The 21,777-nt window shown below is 46.3% G+C and carries 15 protein-coding genes; 10 read left to right on the top strand and 5 right to left on the bottom strand.

Translation table 11 applies throughout. The annotated features are described in order from the left end of the window. Positions 1-148: 148 nt before the first annotated feature. Both MARGE09_RS12420 and MARGE09_RS12415 read left to right on the top strand, forming a co-directional pair. Positions 149-1,216, top strand: coding sequence for a glycosyltransferase (locus MARGE09_RS12420; RefSeq protein WP_236982359.1), 1,068 nt, complete (start codon positions 149-151; stop codon positions 1,214-1,216). 9 nt (positions 1,217-1,225) lie between these two features. After that, entirely contained in the window at positions 1,226-3,070 is a 1,845-nt protein-coding gene (locus MARGE09_RS12415; RefSeq protein ID WP_236982357.1) for a sugar transferase, read from the top strand. A gap of 66 nt (positions 3,071-3,136) precedes the next feature. Here MARGE09_RS12415 and MARGE09_RS12410 read toward each other — a convergent pair whose 3' ends face one another. Further along, entirely contained in the window at positions 3,137-4,279 is a 1,143-nt protein-coding gene (locus MARGE09_RS12410; protein ID WP_236982355.1) for a PilT/PilU family type 4a pilus ATPase, read from the bottom strand. Positions 4,280-4,368: 89 nt separating this feature from the next. After that, the gene (locus tag MARGE09_RS12405; RefSeq protein WP_236982353.1) at positions 4,369-5,403 is read right to left on the bottom strand and encodes a type IV pilus twitching motility protein PilT; all 1,035 of its coding nucleotides are present in this window, start codon (positions 5,401-5,403) and stop codon (positions 4,369-4,371) included. A gap of 297 nt (positions 5,404-5,700) precedes the next feature. Between MARGE09_RS12405 and MARGE09_RS12400 the strand changes: the two genes are divergently transcribed. The 4 genes from MARGE09_RS12400 (at position 5,701) to MARGE09_RS12385 (ending at position 10,665) form a co-directional block, all read left to right on the top strand. Continuing rightward, positions 5,701-6,378 carry a YggS family pyridoxal phosphate-dependent enzyme gene (locus MARGE09_RS12400; protein WP_236982351.1) on the top strand — a complete coding sequence of 226 codons (678 nt, stop codon included), beginning with the start codon at positions 5,701-5,703 and terminating at the stop codon, positions 6,376-6,378. Between the two features lie 66 nt (positions 6,379-6,444). Further along, entirely contained in the window at positions 6,445-7,254 is an 810-nt protein-coding gene (proC, locus tag MARGE09_RS12395; RefSeq protein WP_236982349.1) for a pyrroline-5-carboxylate reductase, read from the top strand. A gap of 39 nt (positions 7,255-7,293) precedes the next feature. Beyond that, on the top strand, positions 7,294-7,869 hold the full coding sequence (locus MARGE09_RS12390) for a YggT family protein (RefSeq protein ID WP_236982347.1): 576 nt from the start codon (positions 7,294-7,296) through the stop codon (positions 7,867-7,869). A 480-nt stretch (positions 7,870-8,349) separates the two neighbouring features. Beyond that, positions 8,350-10,665: a sensor domain-containing protein gene (locus tag MARGE09_RS12385; protein ID WP_236982345.1), complete on the top strand. Its 2,316-nt coding sequence runs from the start codon at positions 8,350-8,352 to the stop codon at positions 10,663-10,665. A 45-nt stretch (positions 10,666-10,710) separates the two neighbouring features. Here MARGE09_RS12385 and MARGE09_RS12380 read toward each other — a convergent pair whose 3' ends face one another. Beyond that, a complete protein-coding gene (locus MARGE09_RS12380) occupies positions 10,711-12,015 on the bottom strand; it encodes a dicarboxylate/amino acid:cation symporter (RefSeq protein WP_236982344.1) in 1,305 nt (434 codons plus the stop codon). After that, on the bottom strand, positions 12,008-12,298 hold the full coding sequence (locus MARGE09_RS12375) for an HU family DNA-binding protein (protein ID WP_236982342.1): 291 nt from the start codon (positions 12,296-12,298) through the stop codon (positions 12,008-12,010). Before MARGE09_RS12375 ends, MARGE09_RS12380 begins: the two co-directional genes overlap by 8 nt. Positions 12,299-12,552: 254 nt before the next feature. Between MARGE09_RS12375 and ubiA the strand changes: the two genes are divergently transcribed. From ubiA to MARGE09_RS12355, 4 genes are all read left to right on the top strand, one after another. Further along, on the top strand, positions 12,553-13,452 hold the full coding sequence (gene ubiA / locus MARGE09_RS12370) for a 4-hydroxybenzoate octaprenyltransferase (protein WP_255711988.1): 900 nt from the start codon (positions 12,553-12,555) through the stop codon (positions 13,450-13,452). A 147-nt stretch (positions 13,453-13,599) separates the two neighbouring features. Beyond that, positions 13,600-14,298, top strand: a complete 699-nt coding sequence (gene phoB, locus MARGE09_RS12365; RefSeq protein ID WP_236982340.1) for a phosphate regulon transcriptional regulator PhoB — start codon at positions 13,600-13,602, stop codon at positions 14,296-14,298. Positions 14,299-14,322: 24 nt separating this feature from the next. Then, positions 14,323-15,639, top strand: a complete 1,317-nt coding sequence (phoR, locus tag MARGE09_RS12360; protein WP_236982338.1) for a phosphate regulon sensor histidine kinase PhoR — start codon at positions 14,323-14,325, stop codon at positions 15,637-15,639. A gap of 20 nt (positions 15,640-15,659) precedes the next feature. After that, entirely contained in the window at positions 15,660-16,205 is a 546-nt protein-coding gene (locus MARGE09_RS12355) for a rhomboid family intramembrane serine protease (protein ID WP_236982335.1), read from the top strand. A gap of 7 nt (positions 16,206-16,212) precedes the next feature. On the opposite strand, the gene MARGE09_RS12350 is transcribed toward MARGE09_RS12355, so the two are convergent. Further along, on the bottom strand, positions 16,213-21,708 hold the full coding sequence (locus tag MARGE09_RS12350; RefSeq protein WP_236982333.1) for a DNA repair ATPase: 5,496 nt from the start codon (positions 21,706-21,708) through the stop codon (positions 16,213-16,215). Positions 21,709-21,777 lie beyond the last annotated feature (69 nt).

The following is a 21,777-nucleotide window of genomic DNA, read 5'->3' as shown; positions in this document are numbered from 1 at the left end:
CCAAAAAATAAATTCTAAGATAACGAAAAAAAGCAACAAAGCTGGGCCACAGATTGCAATAACACGAGTAATTACGCAAATGCAGTATTGATATTTTCAATTTTTTGCATTTTGCAAATAGATTCGCAATTTAATAAACGAGGCCATCATGACCAGCGCACAAATTGTACAGCACCTACAGCCCGGCGGCATTGAAGCCCTAGCGCTTACACTAATGGAGCAGCAACAAGGCAGTATTATTATTAGCCTAGAGGGCGCGCCACAACAAGCAATAACACAGTGGCCTCGTTTAGCGCCCTTCCGGGATCGTATTTTTTTCTTAGGTAAGCCCAGCGGTTTTTCCATAGGCACCATAAAAAAATTAAAAGAGATTTTGCTCAGCCATAAAGTTAACGCCATACACACTCACCACATTGGCCCATTTATATACGGTGGTATTGCAGCCGCCTTAAATGGCATTAGAAAGCATGTACATACGGAACATGATGGCTGGCACTTGCAAAATGCAAAGCACTCTGGCATTCAACGCTGCCTAAATGTATTGCTGCAACCAACACTGGTAGCCGACGCCAAGCAAGTTGCCCAAGCCATCAAAGCATCCACTGGCGCTAAAAGTCAAATTATCTATAACGGTATAGATACAGAAAAATTTCACCCCTGTGAAAGTGAAATCAATAAATACACCTTGCGTCTAAACTGGGGGCTAGAAAGCACACAGTACCTTTTAGGCTCCGCAGGACGATTAGAAACCGTTAAAGGCCACGAACACCTTATTCGCGCCGTGCAGCATCTGCCCGATACTATATCGCTGGCACTGGCAGGCACTGGTAGCTGCGAACAGGCCTTAAAAAAGCTAGCAACATCGCTCAATTTGCAACACCGCATTCACTTTTTAGGGCACATCGACCATACCGAAAATTTCTACCGCATGCTTGATGGCTTTTGCCTTCCATCGTTAAACGAAGGCTTCCCTCTGGCGCCCTTAGAGGCGCAGGCTTGTAACATTCCGAGCATTGTTAGCAATGTAGGTGGCGCCGCGGAAACGCTATGCCCATCCTCGGGCATCGCCGTGGAGCCTGCCAACCCTCGTGCACTGGCCGATGCAATTCTTAAACAAAGTAGAGCCCCAAAACACGCATCACCCCGCCCTTTTATCTGCCAGAATTTTTCGATCGATGCGATGACAAATGCTTACCAACAACTGCTTAGCGCTTAGGAAAAAACCATGACTCACTATTTATTACAACTTGCCGGATTCCTAACGCTGTTGAGTATTCTCTTAGTAATTTATCACCATGCCTTCTACCCGCTGCTACTTAAGCGTTTGGCACAAAGAAAAAGCCGAGACATACATCCTAACAATGTACAGTCTCAAGCTAAGTTAGAAAGCTATCCTTTTATTGATGTTATTATTCCTGCATTTAACGAAGAAAAAACCATCAAAGAAAAACTCTATAACTTAGCTTGCATCGATTACCCTGAAAACAAAATAGCGTTTCACATTGTTTTAGATGGTTGCACCGACAACACCGAAACCATTGCACAAAAAACATTAAACGACCCACTGTTTGAAAGCTGGCAATTTCATATCCATGCACATAAAGATAACGCAGGAAAAGTTGCCCGTTTGAACACTTACGCCACCAAAAGTAAAGCGGACCTCATTGCTTTTAGCGATGTATCTGCTTTGATTTCTTGCGATGCATTTAGCCTTTGCGCCAAGCACTTTGCAGATAAAAAAGTTGGCGTAGTCACTGGCTATTACCGATTACTCTCACCTGCCACCCAAGGTGAAAAAGCCTATTGGGATTTTCAGTGCCAGCAGCAACTTGCCGAATCGGCTATGGGCGCAGTACAAGGCGCGCACGGTGCATTTTATGCCATACGCTCGGAGCTATACACACCTCTTCCAGCTGATACCATCAATGACGATTTCATTATTCCAATGCAAATTGTCGCTGCGGGGTTTCAGGCGATTATGGAACCCAACATTAATGCCCTTGAGTTAGAACAAACCACAAGTGAGCTTGAGAGCCACCGCCGTATTAGAATTGCAGCGGGCAATACCCAACAGCTGTTTCGCTTGCATCATTTATTGCACCCTCGCTACCGCAACATCGCATTTATGTTTGCATCCGGTAAAACGCTTCGCGTCCTTATGCCGTATTTAATGCTTATTGCGCTGCTAGGCTCTGCCCTACTTGCGCCCTTAAGCGCATTATTTTTATTAGCCTTTGCCGGCCAAGTTAGTGGTTATATTATGGGGATTTTAAGTTTATGCAATTTCCCCTACACCCGAAAATTGTCCCCACTGGGGTATTTAGTGCGCGGGCATTACTGCAGCTTATTAGGTAGCAGCCGCTACCTTTGGGATGCACTACACGGCAAACACCGCGCGGTATTGCGCCACAAGGCCCGTAATAATGATAACGATACATTCTTTGGGATTGATCGCACGACGGCAAAAGCCAAACGTATCTTTGATATTGTCATTGCTGGCAGCGCGCTAGTCATCCTCTCACCATTACTGCCATTACTGGTGCTAGCGATTAAACTGGAATCGCGCGGACCCGCTATTTTTAGCCAAGTGCGCATTGGCTTGTGCACCCCCACCCAAACGCAATATTTTACAATGTATAAATTTCGCAGCATGGTACAAGATGCCGAAAAAGCCACTGGTGCTACTTTGGCGCAAAAGAATGATGCCAGAATCACCCGAGTTGGGCTTTTCCTACGAAAAACTCGGCTTGATGAAATTCCACAATTAATTAATGTTCTACGCGGTGATATGTCAATTGTAGGCCCTCGCCCAGAACGCCCCGATTTTTACGGCAAGCTCGAAAAAGCAATTCCATTTTTTGCTGAACGCACTTACGGTGTTATGCCTGGCATTACCGGCTTAGCGCAGGTTCACCAAGGCTACGATACATGCATAGAAGATGTGCGCAGCAAAGTGGGATACGATCACGGCTACGCACTTTCACTGCACAACGTGAGTACTTGGCTGCGAATGGATTTATGGATTATGTTTAAAACGATTGAAGTTATGATTATGGGGCGCGGACAATAACAGCCCGATATTTAGGCGAAAAAAAACCGGCAGCCGCCGGTTTTTTCGTAATGCCTTATTTTAACTTTAAAACCTACGCATCCGATTGGTATCATCTTCCTGAATAGACAACTCATCGGCGGCATTCGACAAGTACTCCGCATCCGATTCAGAGCCCAATTTAATAAGCAGGCGTAAATCGTTGGCAGAGTCAGCGTGCGCCAATGCATCCTCGTAGGTGATTTCACCGGCGTCATATAAATCGTATAACGCTTGGTCAAAAGTCTGCATGCCCAGCTCGGTTGATTTTTTCATTAACTCTTTCAGCTCGTGTACTTCGCCCTTACGGATAGTATCTGCTGCTAATGGCGTATTAAGCATAATTTCTAAACACGCGCGGCGACCATTGCCGTCGGGCGTGGGAATTAACTGCTGCGCCACAATGGCTTTTAAGTTTAGCGACAAATCCATCCACAGTTGCGTATGACGATCGGCGGGGAAAAAGTGAATAATGCGATCCAATGCTTGGTTAGCGTTGTTAGCGTGCAGTGTACACAAACATAAGTGGCCGGTTTCAGCAAAGGCAATGGCGTTTTCCATTGTTTCGCGCGAACGAACCTCACCAATCAAAATCACATCGGGTGCTTGACGCAATGTGTTTTTCAAAGCTACATCAAAAGATTCAGTATCAATGCCCACCTCACGCTGCGTAATAACGCAACCTTGGTGCTGGTGAACAAATTCAATAGGATCTTCAATGGAAATAATATGGCCTTTCGAGTTGCGGTTGCGGTGCCCAATCATCGCCGCGAGCGATGTGGATTTACCCGTACCGGTAGCGCCCACAAAAATAATTAGGCCGCGCTTTGTCATAGCTAGGTCTTTAATGATTTCAGGCAAGCCCAATTCATCAACCTTTGGAATTTTGGTTTCAATGCGACGCAAAACCATACCAGCAAGGTTGCGCTGATAAAAAGCACTCACACGGAAACGGCCAACACCACGGGCGCTGATGGCAAAGTTTAGCTCTTTTTTATCAACGAACTCTTCGCGCTGTTTTTCGTTCATGGTGCTAAGCACCGTTTCACGCGACTTTTCGGGCGATAAAGGCGTTGTTGTGACTGGGGTAATTTTACCGTTTACCTTCATTGATGGCGGTACACCGGCAGTAATAAATAAGTCGGACGCTTGTTTTTCCACCATTAAGCGGAGGAGTCGATCAATTTCCATCGTAGCTCTCTTACTATCGTTGTTCGTCTCAAGGCTTGCGCGGCTGCGCTAAGCAATAAACCGGCGCACAGCGCCGGCACCGGCCAATCTTAGAAATTTTCTGGCATTTTCGCTTTTTCGCGCGCTATATCGCGACTAATAATGCGACGCTCGACGAGGTCTGCCAAGCATTGATCCATCGTCTGCATGCCCACAGCCGAGCCCGTTTGAATCGATGAATACATTTGTGCAACTTTATCTTCACGAATCAAGTTACGGATCGCGGGCGTACCGCGCATAATTTCATGTGCTGCAATACGGCCGCCGCCAACACGCTTCATAAGGGTTTGCGAAATTACAGCCTGTAACGATTCCGACAGCATCGAACGCACCATGGCTTTCTCGTTAGCGGGGAATACATCTACAATACGGTCGATGGTTTTAGCAGCTGAGGTAGTGTGCAAGGTGCCGAAAACTAAGTGGCCCGTTTCAGCAGCTGTTAGCGCCAAGCGAATGGTTTCTAGGTCTCGCATCTCACCAACAAGAATGATATCGGGATCTTCCCGCAGCGCCGAGCGAAGCGCTTCAGCAAAGCCGTGAGTATCGCGGTGTACTTCGCGCTGGTTAACCAAGCATTTTTTCGACTCGTGAACGAATTCGATAGGGTCTTCGATGGTAAGGATGTGTTCGTACTTACTTTCGTTGATAAAGTCGACCATCGCTGCCAGCGTTGTAGACTTACCCGAACCAGTAGGCCCTGTTACCAATACTAGACCCCGTGGCACAGAGCAAATATCACGAAACACCTGCCCCATACCGAGCTCTTCCATCGTCAGTACTTTCGATGGAATGGTACGGAAAACCGCACCGGCACCGCGGTTGTGGTTAAAAGCGTTGACACGAAAACGCGCCACGCCGGGCACTTCGAAAGAGAAATCGGTTTCTAGGAACTCTTCGAAATCTTTGCGCTGCTTGTCGTTCATGATCTCGTAGATCAACGCATGCACCGATTTGTGATCCATCGGCGGCAAGTTAATGCGACGCACATCGCCATCGACACGAATCATTGGCGGTAAGCCTGCCGAGAGGTGTAAGTCGGAAGCACCCTGCTTGGCAGAAAACGCCAACAGTTCAGTAATATCCATAGTGAAAACCTTTGCTGTTCTTATCTCGTTCAAATCAATTGTTTATACACCGTTGTAAGCCTAGCTGAACGGCTTGAACAAACAAACTGATCTGTCTTTACGTTATTGTTATATCTTAACCACGCAACACATGGGGCGTGGGGTTTAGCCAAGCAACTTGATAAACTAGCTTGTACCACCACTATTTATCAAGCCTTTGTATTGTGAGGCCTAAAGCGTGCAGCCTGTACTCTAAGGCGACGCGCGCCACTAAAATACCGAGTGTACCCCACTCGAGAGAGACTAAACAGCCAGTATATGACGAACATTTCACACAACCTAGCGCAAATCCACCAGCTTATTGAGCAAGCCGCACATAAGCATCACCGAGCATCAAGTGATATTCTTTTGCTTGCGGTGTCTAAGGTGCAACCAATTAGTGCGCTAGAAGAGGCTTACAACGCCGGCCAGCGCCACTTTGGCGAGAATTATGTACAAGAGTTAGAACAAAAAGCGACAGCGCTCGGCAACCTCGGTATTATTTGGCACTTCATCGGCCCTATTCAGTCCAACAAAACACGCATAGTGGCCGAGCACTGCCACTGGGTACACTCCCTAGATCGCGAAAAAGTGGCTAAAAGGCTGAGCGATCAACGCCCAGCCCACCTGCCACCGCTGCAAGTGTGTATTCAAGTGAATATTGATAATGAAGAAACAAAATCTGGCGTTAGCACATGCGAATTACCGGCCTTGGTTTCGGCTATAGAGCAACTACCGAATTTAAAGCTTAGAGGCTTCATGGCGATCCCGAGCAAAGCCGCCCCTAAGGCGGCATTCCAAGCCATGCAAGCTTTAGCACAACAATACCAACTGCAGACACTATCCATGGGAATGTCTGCCGATATGGAGGACGCCATTGCCGCCGGCAGCACAATCGTGCGCATTGGCACAGCATTGTTTGGCCCTAGGCAGGCCGCGGCACAGTCGTCTCAATAACCCAAACACTAGACTAACCTAAGGGCTTACGCGCCGTACCCTTGACCTAACGAGATAATAGCGATTATGAGTAATATCTGTTTTATTGGTGCCGGCAACATGGCACAAAGCATTATTGGCGGCCTGCTCAAATCAGGCTCACGCAAAGAGTCCATTTGGGCAACGGCACGCAGCGAAGACAAGCGCACTAACCTTGCAGATAACTTTGGCGTAAACACCACAGACAATAACGTCGCCGCCGTAGAGGCCTGCCGTATTATCATTCTCGCAGTAAAGCCACAGATGATGTTTGGCGTATGCGAAGAAATAGCCCCCTACATCCAAGGCAAATTAGTGATTTCTGTCGCCGCTGGCATCAGCTGCGAATCACTAGAAAAATGGCTGGGTAAGAACGCAGCCATCGTAAGGTGCATGCCAAATACCCCTTCACTGATAGGCCAAGGTGCCTGCGGTTTATACGCAAATGCAAATACAAATACCTTACAAAAACAAGCTGCCCAAGCCATTTTAGAAGCAACAGGCAAAGCGGTATGGGTCGACGATGAAGCGCTGATGCACACAGTAACCGCCGTATCGGGCAGTGGCCCTGCCTACTTCTTCCTCTTTTTAGAAGCCATGACACAAGCTGCAGTAGAACAAGGGCTAGACCAACACACAGCGCAATCACTGGCTATCCAAACGGCTAAAGGCGCCGCGCTATTGGCAGAACAAAGCGATGACAACCTCGAAACACTGCGCAAAAAAGTGACCTCCCCTGGTGGCACAACCGAGCAAGCCATCTTAAGCTTCGAACACAGCGGCCTGCGCGGCACTATTAATAAAGCCATGGCAGCATGCGCTGAGCGCTCAAAAGTTATGGCAGAAGAACTTTCTTAACACTTCACTTTTAACACGTACCGAATTTAAGGGTTTCTTATGCAAGGCACGTTCGTACAAATCGCTATATTTATCATAAACACCTTAGCCACACTCTACGTCGGCGCCGTACTGTTGCGGTTTTTACTGCAAATTGTGCGGGCAGATTTCTACAATCCGTTATCTCAGCTTATCGTAAAAGTTACCAACCCTTTGTTAAAGCCACTGCGAAAAGTAATTCCCGGGATGGGCGGGTTTGATATTGCCGCGCTTGTACTTGCCTTTATCGCGCAAATCATTTTTATTTGGTTAATACAGCTAGTCGCAGGTGGCGCTGTAGGCTTATACGGCGGTTTGATCTTTATCTGGGCTTTGCTCGCGCTACTGATGCTAATACTTGGCATTTATATGATTAGTATGTTTATTGTTGCAATCGCCAGCTTTATAGCGCCTTACAGTAGTAACTTTGCCTTACTGTTGATGCGGCAAATAATCGAGCCTATTTGTGTTCCTGTACGCAAGCTAATCCCCCCGATGGGAGGTTTTGATTTCTCCTTTATGGCAGTGGCTATGGGCATTTATATTTTGCGCATGCTTGTGATGGGCGTCGCTCATAGCTACGGCATCCCGCTTTAACGAACACAACCCTCTATTTGATTTACCGCAAAAAACCCCTTGCCTGCTATTGCGGTAAATCAAACCCTTCTCTCCTCCTCCGTGTAATCCTGTAAACAGAAATATTGACCGCAATATTATTTTGTAACAGACGGAGAATTGCCATGATCCAAGCTACCATTGCCACCCTTGCTGTATTCGGCGTTTTATTAGTTTTAGCCGCCGCGACCACAGGCCTTGCATTTATTGACCGATACGCTGATAAACAACGAGAGCATTAATAGTCTGCTTCTTATACTTTTTTGCTAGAAGGCTGCCATTTCGTGCCTGTTTCTTACAATACCGTGCCTATACTCAAATAAGACCAGAAATCTGGAAGCAAACTGGAGGCAGTGTGAGGAAGGCGGTACGTACAGGTGGCAGCTTTGATAATCAAAAGCTCTCATTCTCCGGCTTGGCACTGCAGCCATTGCAATTAAGCAGCCTTGGCGGAGATTTTTATTGAAGTTTTCAGCCGTTAAATCCCGCTTATTCACAACCGCTTTGTGCCTGCTTGCAACGGCAGCACCATTAAGCGCGTTGTTAATGGTGTTATTCGACAGTGCAACGGCGCCGGTGTGGCTAATACTGTTAGCGCTTGGGGCACTGGCATCACTTGCCATAAGCGGCATGTTCTATACGTTGCATTTAAAACATCGACGCACAGAGCAACAACTTAACCTGTACCGCGAAGCGGTTGCGGCGACACCTTATGCGCTATCTATTTTTGATCACAACGATCAATTTATTGACTGCAATGAGGCCTACCGAAAGATACACCAAGCCGCCTTCGAGCAATACGCGGACGACCTAACCTACGAACAACTGATGCGCGCCACTGCTAAGCAATTCACCGCAACAGATAACATCGAGCAATGGGTTAATCGCCGTTTAACTCTTCATAGAGCAGGCTCAGGAGAGCACAAAGACGAATACTGCCCCGACGGCCGCTGGCTAAGAGTTTCTAAGCACCGCACAAATAGTGGCGCCACCGTGAGCTACGGCATTGATATAAGCGACCTAAAACACCGCGAATTGCAGCTTAGCGATAGTGAAAAACGCTATACGGCACTAACCCAAGTAGCCCCTGTGGGCATTTGGCAAATAGCTAATTCAGGCAGCACCCTATTCCACAATAATGCCCTTATTGGTATTTTGGACTGCAGTGATGAAACCCAACTACTCGATAACAGCGCGCTAAAAACCCTACAAATTTACCAAAACGATAAGCTTCTTAGTCATAAGGAGTCGCAAGCGCGCCTATTGCGCGGCAAACACCCTCTGTACGTTGAAGCCACTGTAGATAAACACCCCGAAAAAACGCTTTATATTGCACGCAGCAAAAACATCGAAAGTGTCGATGGTGAGCAATCGTACATGATGGTGATACTCGATGTTAGCCAGCGCAAACAGGCCGAACGGGATATTCGGTATTTAGCGGAACACGACCCTTTAACTGGGCTATCTAACCGCAACATGCTCAATTTAAAGCTGCACTATTTACTGCAAGAAAAGAAAGACTTCGCCATAGTACTACTCGATTTAGACCACTTTAAAGACGTGAATGATAGCTTAGGTCACCAAATAGGCGACCGCCTTATTAAAGAGTCTGCCGAGCGCATAAAAAAAACATTACGCACTAACGACTTTGCCAGCCGGTTAGGCGGTGACGAATTTGCAATTGTGCTACCCAATGTCACTGATTTAGCCAGTGCCCACGCCATTATTAAGCGCATATATTCGGGCTTTAAAGAGCCCGTTATTATCGAGAACAACATCATCCCCATTAGCGCCAGTGCAGGCATTGCGCTTTATCCTGAACACGGCAATAGTGAGCAAGAGCTTATTCAACACGCCGATATTGCGCTGTACCACCAAAAGAATTTAGGCCGAGGATCTTTTACCCTTTTTGAAACTGCGCTAGCCAACGACATACAAGCCCGCAAAGAAATCGAACAAGATCTGCGCCGTGCGTTACATAACCAGCAAGAGCTATCCGTTAATTATCAACCACAATTTAATATTCAAACATCGGAATTAACCGGGGTAGAAGCCCTTGTACGCTGGAAAAACCAACGCACCGATCAATGGGTATCCCCTGCCGACTTTATTCCCATTGCAGAACAAAGCGGTTTAATTTACTTATTGGATAAATGGGTCTTAACTACCGCGGCAACCCAAATACATAAATGGCATCACATGGGCTTTGGTCACATCGTCTTAGCCAGCAATTTATCGACGGTGCATTTTCGTGGCGATACATTAACAACAATGATTAACGATGTGATTAAAACAACCAGTATTAACCCCGCCAGTTTAGAACTAGAAATTACCGAAGGGCTTTTTTTGGAGGAGCAATCACACGCAACCGATCAGCTGGATCTATTGCGCAGCCAAGGTATTCGTGTAGCCGTAGACGACTTTGGTACGGGTTATTCAAATTTGGGTTATTTGAATAACCTGCCAGTAGATAGCCTCAAAATAGATCGCTCGTTTATTGATAACTTTGATAAAAATAACTATTACCGCTCAATTGTTAATTTCATTATTGAGCTGGGTAATAATTTAGGGCTCGACATTATTGCTGAAGGCATCGAAACGCAAAACCAGCTAGACGCCTTAGTCGACCTAAAATGCTCCCACGGCCAAGGCTATTTCCTTGCGCGGCCACAACCGGCAGAAGTTATCGAAAAACTGTTGATCGATACCGTATCACCTATGGAACCGCCAGCCTTCGCGGAAGACCCTATTGCCTCTCACTCACAGCACTCAAGCTAAGCGGGCAGCTCGGTTATTAAGTGCTATAAGCGTTCAACATTAGCATTAAGCATGCTCGGGTTTTATCTCATCATTTGGCGCAAGCACACCCGTTTCACCTTCCGCTTTTGCCATAATCACAGCGCAGCAACTATCACTAAAGACATTCACAGCAGTCCGCATCATATCCAACACTCTATCGGTAACCAATAACAAACCAATGCCTTCTAAGGGCAAACCTATAGCCCCCAAAATAATAGCAATTGCCACTAAACTCGCCGATGGAATCCCCGCCACCCCTACAGAGGTTAATAATGCAATTAATACCACCATAAACTGCTGCGCAATGGATAAATCCAAACCGTAGGCTTGCGCGATAAACATTGCCGCAACACATTCGTACAGGGCCGTACCGTCCATGTTTACCGTTGCCCCTAAAGGGATAACGAAGGATGACGTCTTATTGGAAACACCTGCCTTTTTTTGCAAGCAATCCATCGTTACCGGTAATGTTGCCGACGAACTTGCCGTTGAAAAAGCCGTTAACATAGCAGGAAACATTGCTCGATAATGCAATATTGGATTTACCCCACCCAAGGTTTTTAATAATAACGCGAGCGTAATGAACATATGAAAAGCTAAAGCAAACACAACGGTTAAAAAGAATACCGCCAAAGGTATAAAACTTTGCACTCCTGTTGCCATCGCTGTTTTTGCCACCAAGCCAAAAACACCTATTGGCGCAAACTTCATAATAAACATTGTTATGTGCATCATGGTATCGAAAACACCTTGCCAAAAATTGGCCAAGGTTTCCCGACCTTTGGCGCCAGCCTTATTCATAAACAGGCCAAATAAAACGCCAAAAATAATGACTGCCAACAACTGATTACTATCACCAGCAGCATCGACTATGTTTGTAGGTAACATGCGTAAAAAGACACCAGCGATGTCTTCAGTGCTCTTGCCGCTGACTTTATCCAATGCGCCATCTAACTCTTCAGGAGCACTTAAATTCAGCTGCTCGCGAGCTGGCTCACCATCAACAATACCCGGCTGAGAAATATTAACGGCAGCCAAGCCTATGCAAATAGCCAACAAGCTAGATAGCATATAAAAGCCAAGCGTCTTGCCCCCCAAGCGCCCAACATGTTCGCCAGAACCCAAGCCATACACACCGCAAATAATCGAGGCTAACACCAAGGGAACAACCACCATTTTCAAGCCACGTAGAAATAGCGTGCCAACAAAATCAAATACCGCATACAGTGATATCCCAAACACCTCTGCACTAACAGACAGCGGTAGGCTAATCAACAATGCAGCCGCTATGGCTATCAATATTTGCCAGTGTAATTGCAACTTAAACATTGCCCTGCCCCCCATTAATAGCGACCTTAAGTGCACTACCGGCTTTAAAACCGGGCGAGTTATGCGCCGCGATAGTGATCGCCTCACCGCTTTGAGGATTGCGCCCAGCCCGCGCAGCAACATGTTTAATGGCGAAACTGCCAAAGCCTATCAAGCTAACCTTTTCTCCTCTGGCCAAAGCGTTGGTTATTTGCTCAATAAAGCTCGCAACGCATTCGCTGGCTTGGCGTGATGTTAGGCCTGCATTTTCAGCAACTAAGGCCACCAACTCTGTTTTTAGCATGGGGAAATATCCTCTTTTCGGGAAATTAAGCGGGAATTATCAACAACAGGCTAATTGCCAACTCGACTATTAGCAAGGTAAAGGCATATGCACCGTGCGTGAACGCGCCAGATTAATACCCTCGCACCACTCAATACACCAAGATGTGCAATGGCTTTAGCATTCGCGAGCTGTTGCGGGCTATAATCGCTCTTTTCGCTATACCATTCACAATGATAAAGACGCGCTTACACATGATAAAAACACATATCGCCATGGCAGCTGCGCGCGTCAAAGTTCCGCCCTTACTGGCGCACCCTGCCCTTAAGGCCAGCATTCAATTGATGCGCTTAGACCGCCCTATTGGTATCTATTTAGTCCTGTGGCCAACACTGTGGGCACTGTGGATTGCCTCTGAAGGCGTACCCCGTTGGCCAGAGCTGTTTATTTTCGTTTTGGGCGCAGTCGTTATGCGCTCGGCCGGCTGTGTGATTAACGACTATGCCGATAAAGCGATAGACGGTCACGTGCAGCGCACCAAGAACCGCCCGCTCGCCACAGGGGAGCTAGACCCTCGCTTCGCACTTTACCTTTTTGTAGGCTTGCTGTTTATTGCACTATGTCTAGTGCTGATGACAAATACCACAACGGTAATCACCGGGCTCGGCGCGGTTGCACTGACGACTATTTACCCCTACATGAAGCGCCACACCTATTTACCACAAGTGGTTTTGGGCGCTGCTTTTGCTTGGGCCATCCCCATGGCTTTCGCTGCCGTGACAGAAAACTTGCCCAAACCTATGTGGACGCTCTACATCGCTGTGCTACTTTGGACAATTATTTACGATACTTTTTACGCCATGGTCGATCGAGAGGATGATCTCAAAATTGGGGTTAAGTCCACCGCCATTCTCTTTGCTGAAAACGACCGCCTCATCACCGCTGCACTTCAAGCTTTTACCTTGATTATTCTGCTCACTGTGGGCAGCAGCTTTAGCTTGCACTGGCCCTACTACCTAAGCTTGATGGGCACTGCGGGGCTATTTGGTTATCAGCAATTTTTAATTCGCGGGCGTAAACCTGCCCGCTGTTTCGAAGCTTTTCTCAACAACAACTGGGTTGGAATGCTGATTTTTATCGGCATTGTTTTGAGTTATAGCGTCGCTCCCAACTAAAGTGCTCGTGGCCAATATGCACGCAAAATGGTCGTTTACGGTGCTCAGTGGCAACAGTAATCTGGGCGCTGTCATAAAACAGCAACAAAAGATTTATTTAATCTTCACCTTAATTGAAAACCTAACAGCAGTTACAGGTGGTTAAAAATGGTATCAAAAACGATTTTGATCGTTGACGACGAAGCTCCAATCCGCGACATGTTGCGAGTGGCTTTAGAAATGGCAGAGTACAGTTGCCTAGAGGCGGGCGACGCGCAAAGTGCACACGCGATCATTGTGGATCAAAAACCCGACCTTATTATTCTAGATTGGATGATGCCCGGCACTAGCGGCATGGAGCTAGCTCGCCGCCTAAAACGCGACCAGCTGACCTCTGAAACACCCATTATCATGCTTACCGCCAAAGGCGAAGAAGACAACAAAATTCAGGGCTTGGAAGCCGGCGCCGATGATTACATCACCAAGCCCTTCTCTCCGAGAGAGCTTGTGGCACGCCTGAAGGCCGTTTTGCGCCGCACCGACTCATTATCGACTGGCGACCCCATAGTGGTAGACGCGTTGCGCCTAGACCCTTCTAGCCACCGCGTCACCATTGGCGAGACCCCCGTGCAAATGGGGCCAACCGAATACCGCTTACTGGAATTCTTTTTAACTCACCAAGAGCGCGTTTACACCCGCAACCAACTGCTAGACCATGTATGGGGGGGGAATGTGTATGTTGAAGAGCGCACAGTTGATGTCCACATTCGACGCCTTCGCAAGGCTTTAACACTTGAAGGGCACGACCGTTTTATTCAAACTGTGCGCGGCGCTGGCTACCGCTTTTCGCCCAAGATATCAGCCTAAGCAACAAAAAAATGATAGGTACCTATGTTACGTAGAGGGTTAAAAGCCGAATTTCGGTGGTTTTGTATTTGGCTTTGTGTTTTTTCGCTTATGGGTTTTTTGACAGGTCACACTGTAATGGCCCTGCTAGCGTTTAGCTTTGGCTACATTGCCTGGCAGTTTACCCGCTTGTATCAACTAGAAGCTTGGGTTAATCAAGCGCGGCGCAACGAACCGCCCAATGAAGAACTCCAAGGTGCATGGGCAGATATCGCTGACGATGTGCAGCTGATGTACAACCGCCACGAAAAAGAAAAACTGCGTTTAGAGGCAGTGGTACACCGCGTACAAGAAATGACAACCGCCCTCAATGATGGCGTTATTCTTGTTGACGGGCGCGGTAATATTGAATGGTGGAATCGCGCTGCCGGCGAGTTATTTAACTTTCAAGCAATCGATTTAGGGCAAAAAATAACCAACCTTATTCGGTTCCCCAAATTTACCCGCTACTACGAAACTGGCGACTTTAGCGAGCCTCTTGATCATACTTTAACGCAAAAAAATTCTATGGAAGTGGAGTTTCTGGTACATAAATTTGGCCAGAACGAGCGCTTAATTGTAGTGCGCGATATTTCGCGCTTAAGTAAACTGGAGCAAATGCGTAAAGATTTTGTTGCTAACGTTTCCCACGAATTGCGCACCCCTTTAACCGTGCTTCGCGGCTACCTAGAAACACTAGAAGATGCCGACAACATTCCGCCGGTGTGGAACAAAGCCCTTTCCCATATGCAAAGCCAAGCGGGGCGAATGACCTCGCTTATTAACGACCTCATCACCTTAAGCCGGCTTGAAACCGATGAAAAAGAGCACGGCCAAGAGGTTGTATCACTAGTCACACTTGCGGATATGGTCGCTGAAGACGCAAGACAGATAAGCACAGAAAGTAAACACTTGATTAGCGTTAACGGGCCAAAAGAAGCCTTTATTTATGGCCGAGAGCAAGAGCTACGCAGCGCAATATCCAACCTTGTGTTTAATGCCATAAACTACACACCTAGCGAGGGCATTATTCTTATAGATATTGCACAAGGCCCCGATGGCACCACCGTGAGCGTCAGCGATAACGGCGATGGCATAGACCCTAAACACATCCCCCGCTTAACCGAGCGTTTTTATCGTGTGGACCCGGGTCGCTCGGTAAACTCTGGTGGCACAGGGCTTGGGCTTGCCATCGTAAAACACGTACTACTTCGCCATAACGCAGAGCTTACTATTAAAAGTACGCCTGGCCGCGGTAGCGAATTTATTTGTTATTTCCCACCTGCGCGCTCCGCTGCCAAACCGTTAAAACATAGCGCATAGCACGCCACTGCGTACCCTTAATGAAAAAAATAAAAACGATTATCTTTTTGGTCTTCGTGTTGTGCGCTGTTTTTGCAATAAACACTGGGTTATTTCAAGGTCAACTTAATCGCTTTGGCATTATGCCACGCGAACTAAACGGCTTAGCCGGTATTGTCTTCAGCCCTTTTTTACACGGGAGTGTTAGCCATTTATTAAATAATATTGTTGGCTTAAGCATTTTTGCGCTGATTACCATGGCGCACGGTATACGCTACTTTTGGCGTGTGAGTTTTTTAATTATTGTGCTTGGTGGATTTGGAGTTTGGCTGTTTGGCCGCAACAATATTCACATTGGCGCAAGCGGCTGGATTTTTGGATTATGGGCGTTAGGCATTGCTAACGCTTGGTATAATCGCAGCCTAAAGACCTTCCTTATCGCCATTGTAGTTATCCTATTGTGGGGCGGTATGATTCTAGGCGTATTACCTTCGCAACCACAGATATCCTTTGAAGCGCACTTGTTCGGAGCGCTAGCCGGCGTTTTAATCGCCGCCAAACTGCCAAGGCAGTGGCGACGTAAATAAACGTTACCTAAGCTTCATCACCCCCAAGCTCTTCAAATTCATCGCTGTCTTTCTTTTTACCTAATCGTTCTGTAGAAAAAGCCCGCAACTCTGCCGATAACTTTGTTATACGTTTAACGATCGTGATATCAAAATCAATGGACTTTTCAACGGCTGAGGTTAACTTGTCAGCCGCGCTTTCCAACACATCAGCAACGCGGCCCAATTGATCACCTTGGCCATTCGCTAAGTGGCCAGTATCAATCTTAATGCCTTGATCGCCAACAACGGATTCTAAGGCACCAAATTTATTCGCTATAAGCTCAAGAGGTTCAAGCCATGCAGGTGCCTCTCCCACCGCCTTTTGTGAAGACTGGCTAATAGCCGCGCCAGATTGCTCAATAGCCGACGCAATGGCATTGAGCGCTTGCTGGGGCGGCTCTTGCAATTCTATACGCAAAGGGTCCGATGATAATTGCCCTTGTAAACTGTGCAACTGCTGACCGATAGCTGCCAAAGGCGCCACCACGGCAGACTCCTGCGAAAATACAGCACCAACACCTTGCAGGGCTTCTGTTACCTCAGCAATTTTTAGCGCAATGCGCTGAGCGCCGTCTGCATCGCTATCGGCATCTTTGTTTTTAAGGAAGTCGGCTTTAATTGCTGTCCACCGCTGCTGTTGCTCGGGTGTCATGTTGCCGCGAAGCTCGGCTAACTTAAGCAGGTTATCTTCTGAGCCACTGGTTAAAAGCTGCGATTCCCCCTGGTAATGATCATCGATCATCGCCATTAACTCATCGCGAGTCATCACAGCAGAGATTTTCTCAGCCATTTTATTCATGTTCCGATAACTACCTTGCAACTTAAAGGGTGGCTCGACTCGGTATTTATCATTTTGCGCAGCTGAGGCAATGTACTGTTGATTTATTTTAAGAATCACATCGCGTACGACAAACATCTTTTTTAACACATCACAAATTTCAGCAATTTCAGCACCACTGTACGCATGGCTTAAATCTGTTGCCGCTATATTTTCGCCTTCCGCTTTGGCGATCAGTTTGTAAACATCATCCAAAGAACGCAAAGCCAGAGGGGCCAACACCGAATTGGATGTCAAACTATTTTCGATGTAACTCATGGCAAACTGCTGATCCATACCACCTAAGATATCACCCAAGTTATAAATATCGGCGCGGTTTGCCAGCATATCTGGCACTTTAAAGACTTCACCCGACTCTGTGTACGGGTTACCCGCCATAACCACACAAAACTTTCGACCACGCATATCGTATGTCTTTGTTTTACCCTTCCACACACCATCGACGCGACGAGTTCCATCGCATAAAGAAATAAACTTCTGCAAAAATTCGGGATGGGTATGCTGAATATCATCGAGGTATAACATAACGTTATTGCCCATTTCCAGGCCTAGATTCAGCTTAATTAACTCTTGTCTCGCTGTGGCATTGGGCGCATGCTCTGGGTCTAACGACATCACATCGTGCCCAAGCGACGGGCAGTTGATCTTCATAAAGATCAGCCCCAAACGGCTTGCAACATATTCCATTAAAGTTGTTTTACCGTAACCCGGTGGCGATATCATCATCAATAAGCCCATCAGGTCAGTACGCTTACTATCCCCCACGGTACCCATTTGTTTGGCTAGGTTATCGCCAATAATCGGCAAATACGATTCATTGATTAAGAGGTTGCGAACAAATGAGCTTAATGGGCGAGGCTTGAACTCCTCCAAGCGAAGCTTATCCCTTTCTTGCTGCATAACTTCTGCGCGCAATACTAAATAGCGATGATAACTTGGAACATAAACTTCTACATGATGACGCAAAGTTTTAAGAAAGCGATTAAGGGATAGCTTTAGTGTTTGTTGATCTAACTTTTGATGATCACCCAATAAGCCGTCAATTTTAACATCGAGATCTACCACAACATTCCTGCGCGGCACATCCACACCAGCATTCATTTTATCGGTAGCGAGAATAACAGCGGCTTCATCGATATAGGCTGCAATATCGGGCAAGGCTTTACTTTCGGTTAAGGCCTTTAGCCAAGCTTGGCTTAGCGCATAGGCCGCAGCGGGCTCGGCCGCTAAATGCTTTAAATTACTTTGGTAATTATCCCAAACACCGATATCAACTGCAGAACGCAAATGCTCAATAAGTTTTTGTGCATAGGATGTTGTCGCAAATGCAAGATCGTCTTTAGCAAGCTCTGCAACACAGTATTGCGCCGCCACTTTACAATCGCCATCAGCAAAGGACAGCGAATAATCCCCAACAAATTCTTTGATTGCGGCAGTCACTTCACGCTCTAAAAGCGTCGTCGCTTCAAGGCTGCCGAATAACGCACTCAACTTTGCAGCCGATTGCGCACGCGAGGCCCAAACCTTCCATTGAAACTTTTCTTTCTTTGCTACCTCAGCACCATTCACCATAGGCTGCGAGTAACACCAAAACAATTGAGCCAGCGCTCTTACATTGGGCTCGTACGTTAGCGTATCCGCCTTTTGCATAGAGGGCACAATTTTTTGCAATATACGTACAGCATCATGGTCGTGAACACCTTTTTCGTAGGCTTCTTTGTAGCGTGGGCCAGCAAATTCCCGCACCAGTTGAGTCAACGCGTCGACATCTGTTATAGCGCCATACAGCACTTTATTCGACAGGGATCCTTCATTATTTCTCGCCGCTTGGATAATTAAATAAGCTAAATATTCCGAGCGATAAACCGCTTCGCTTTCTGACTCCAACGATACAGACCAATAAGGCTTAAGCGCTGTAAGGCCATCGTGCTCGATTTGCTCATAAAAATCGGTACCGCTTAAATGTATATTGAGCACATCGTTGCGGGGTAAAAGGGTTAAATCTAAATCCTGCTGATTAACACTGAATTTATGGCGAGGGCCCAATTTAATAACTTTTCCGCCATCTTCAAAAATATCCGTTTTATCCCGAAGTGAACGCACCGCTTGTTCTTTAATCGCTTTAAACTTTGCATCAATATCGTCTGCTTGAACCGCAGCATTCAGCTCGCGCAAACGCTCTACCATGTCTCGCACTTTAGAAACCAGCACGTCAGATGCAAAGTACGTATTAAGATCATTAGCCTCCGTGAATTTGAGCGATCGCTTTTCAATACTGCTCAATATACGAGAGGCTGCATCAACCACTGAGCCCGCTTTGCGTTGCTGTTCATCCAATAACTTTTGCTTTTGCGCCTCAAAAGCTTCTTGCACCTCTTCTCGCTTAGCCATAATATCGGCTAAAAATTCGTCCACCTCGCTAAACTGGCTTTCAAATTCCTCTAACTGAACCAACAGCCGAGCATGTTGCTCTTCGCATTTTTCTGGCGTTGTAGACTGGCCCAAAGCGTTGTTAATTGTCTGCGAAAACAATTTAAACTGAGCCGAGAATTGAGCCCGCGTTTCTTTAGAGCCAACATTCTTTTGCTTGTTTTTTATTCGCGCTTTAGTTTGATTTAAACTTGAGTAAACCGTGGATATCGCATCAATAATTTGTGTTCGAACATTAGCATCGGCAATATTTAATGTCGCCATCAACTCAGATAACAAATCTAAGTTCTCGGCCAATGCAGAAACCCGCTCTAAAAGTGGCTCTAGCTCTAGGCTAGTAGCTACTTTTTCAGCTTGCTCATCGAGTTGAGATATTTTTTGCGCATAAGGTTTTAGTGCATCAGCACCAGATAAAAACGAGACTGTCTTATCGCTTAATTCCTCGCTAACTTCAACGATTTCACGGTCAAGTTCTTCCAGCTTAACGAGATCGATATAGCGATAATCTTTTAATGTTACCAATAAACCACGATGTTTACGCAGCTTACCAATGGTTTCAATGTAGCCCTCTACGGTATCCCATTCGTTATACTTAGCCACCGACAATAAACTTTCTTGCTGGGCTTGTGCATCCTGCATAGCTTTAGAGGACTGCTGACGAATACTTTCAACCTTCTCGAATTCATCAATAACCAATTCAGATGTTTTCTCAATCTGCTTTAGCGTGTCCCCTATTTCAGATAACTTTTCTTCAGCTAACCAATAGTGGTTATCGAACATCTTATGTGCCGTACGGCTAAGCTCTTCGTATAGCTTAAGGGACACAGATTGATTCTGAATAATGCGGTGAATACTATAAAGATCGGACACACCACGAACCAATTCGGCATTACCGATACGACCATAAAAGCTCTGGCTCACCGGCTGCTTACTTGCGTACTCTGGCGAGGCAAATGGACTTTGCCAAATTTGCATGGGGTGTACCCGCGCAGGCTCTTCTTCGGCCGTAAATATAACAATTCGGCCATCCTCGAATAGCGCATAGCCATGCCCCAATATAGGGTTTTTCAAGCTTTTATCGATAAGGTTATAACTTAGCAGCGCCACAACACCCTCAACGGGCTCATAAAAAACATATAGCGCATCTTCACCATTAGGTGAACGAATCATACGTTTGAAGCGCAAACCCTCAACAGGATCATCAAATGACTTATGTTCCCCAGTTTGTAAATAGAAACCACCAGGGAAAATAACACCGTGATCTTCTGGCAACTGCAAACAACTTTCACCAATCGCATCGATGCGCAATGCACTTTCTGTTAGTGTGTTATAAATAAAATAACGCCATTGCTGCTCACGATAAGGCAATATTTTAATTAAAATTAAAGCACCCACTTTGGCGTAGTGAACAGAGGCATCATCTAAAGATTGGGTCTTATCTTCAACACTTTCCCGGTATATCCCCAATCCATCTTCGGTATTATTTTCTATTTTAATCGTGAGATCGCCGCCAATGGTATCGACAAACACCGTATCGGCAATATTGATGTGCGCATGGCGGCCATGTACAACATCTTCACGGCGTGTTTCAATCCATTCAAAGTCATAGGCATTTGGCAGTTGAATATCGCGTTCGCCACGATTATCTATATAGGTGAGTGTCTTACCATCGGCCGATATAGCCCAGCGAAAAACTCGCACGTCCTCTAGCCGCTCGCCAATTTGAAAAGCTGCTAGCAGACGTTCATTTTTAACTGTCAGCTGGGTTAACTTGGTATTTTTGTAATAACGGTACAGCTCTTCAAAATCATTTTTGAAGCTACTTTCAAACAGAAAGTTATCACTTTGTGCAACAGGCTCTAGGTTATATTCACCATCGGCCTCACTAAAACAAAATAAAGATAATACGTCTTCAACTTTAGTTTCTTTTTTTAAACCAATAAAAACGTTATAGCCGAATAATAAATACTCACCAACCTGGACAATATCCCTCGCCACTGAATTATTTTCGGTACGCACACGAACACGGGCAACAACATCCATATCTGTACTGCCAAACTCTTCTAAACGCTCGGCATTAATCGCATCTGTCGACTTCTTTAGAGCCTTGCCCTGCTCAAGCAGACGCTGACGGATAATTTCATAAGCCCCTCCTTCTGCAACAGCAGAATCAACAAGAGCATTTTTTTCGTCAACAGACTCAAGCGTAGACATGGCGCATTCCTTTTTCTAACAGACAAAAAAACCTAATTCAGGCTATATATAACGAACTAAAATTTTCAG

Origin of the sequence: Marinagarivorans cellulosilyticus (genome assembly GCF_021655555.1) — a bacterium.
Taxonomy (GTDB): domain Bacteria; phylum Pseudomonadota; class Gammaproteobacteria; order Pseudomonadales; family Cellvibrionaceae; genus Marinagarivorans; species Marinagarivorans cellulosilyticus.
This window is presented reverse-complemented; position numbering and strand designations above follow the sequence as displayed.

Coding starts and splice junctions, on each gene's coding strand:
- MARGE09_RS12420 (WP_236982359.1), top strand. CDS start 149: ATGACCAGCGCACAAATTGTACAGCACCTACAGCCCGGCGGCATTGAA.
- MARGE09_RS12415 (WP_236982357.1), top strand. CDS start 1,226: ATGACTCACTATTTATTACAACTTGCCGGATTCCTAACGCTGTTGAGT.
- MARGE09_RS12410 (WP_236982355.1), bottom strand. CDS start 4,279: ATGGAAATTGATCGACTCCTCCGCTTAATGGTGGAAAAACAAGCGTCC.
- MARGE09_RS12405 (WP_236982353.1), bottom strand. CDS start 5,403: ATGGATATTACTGAACTGTTGGCGTTTTCTGCCAAGCAGGGTGCTTCC.
- MARGE09_RS12400 (WP_236982351.1), top strand. CDS start 5,701: ATGACGAACATTTCACACAACCTAGCGCAAATCCACCAGCTTATTGAG.
- proC (WP_236982349.1), top strand. CDS start 6,445: ATGAGTAATATCTGTTTTATTGGTGCCGGCAACATGGCACAAAGCATT.
- MARGE09_RS12390 (WP_236982347.1), top strand. CDS start 7,294: ATGCAAGGCACGTTCGTACAAATCGCTATATTTATCATAAACACCTTA.
- MARGE09_RS12380 (WP_236982344.1), bottom strand. CDS start 12,015: ATGTTTAAGTTGCAATTACACTGGCAAATATTGATAGCCATAGCGGCT.
- MARGE09_RS12375 (WP_236982342.1), bottom strand. CDS start 12,298: ATGCTAAAAACAGAGTTGGTGGCCTTAGTTGCTGAAAATGCAGGCCTA.
- ubiA (WP_255711988.1), top strand. CDS start 12,553: ATGGCAGCTGCGCGCGTCAAAGTTCCGCCCTTACTGGCGCACCCTGCC.
- phoB (WP_236982340.1), top strand. CDS start 13,600: ATGGTATCAAAAACGATTTTGATCGTTGACGACGAAGCTCCAATCCGC.
- phoR (WP_236982338.1), top strand. CDS start 14,323: ATGTTACGTAGAGGGTTAAAAGCCGAATTTCGGTGGTTTTGTATTTGG.
- MARGE09_RS12355 (WP_236982335.1), top strand. CDS start 15,660: ATGAAAAAAATAAAAACGATTATCTTTTTGGTCTTCGTGTTGTGCGCT.
- MARGE09_RS12350 (WP_236982333.1), bottom strand. CDS start 21,708: ATGTCTACGCTTGAGTCTGTTGACGAAAAAAATGCTCTTGTTGATTCT.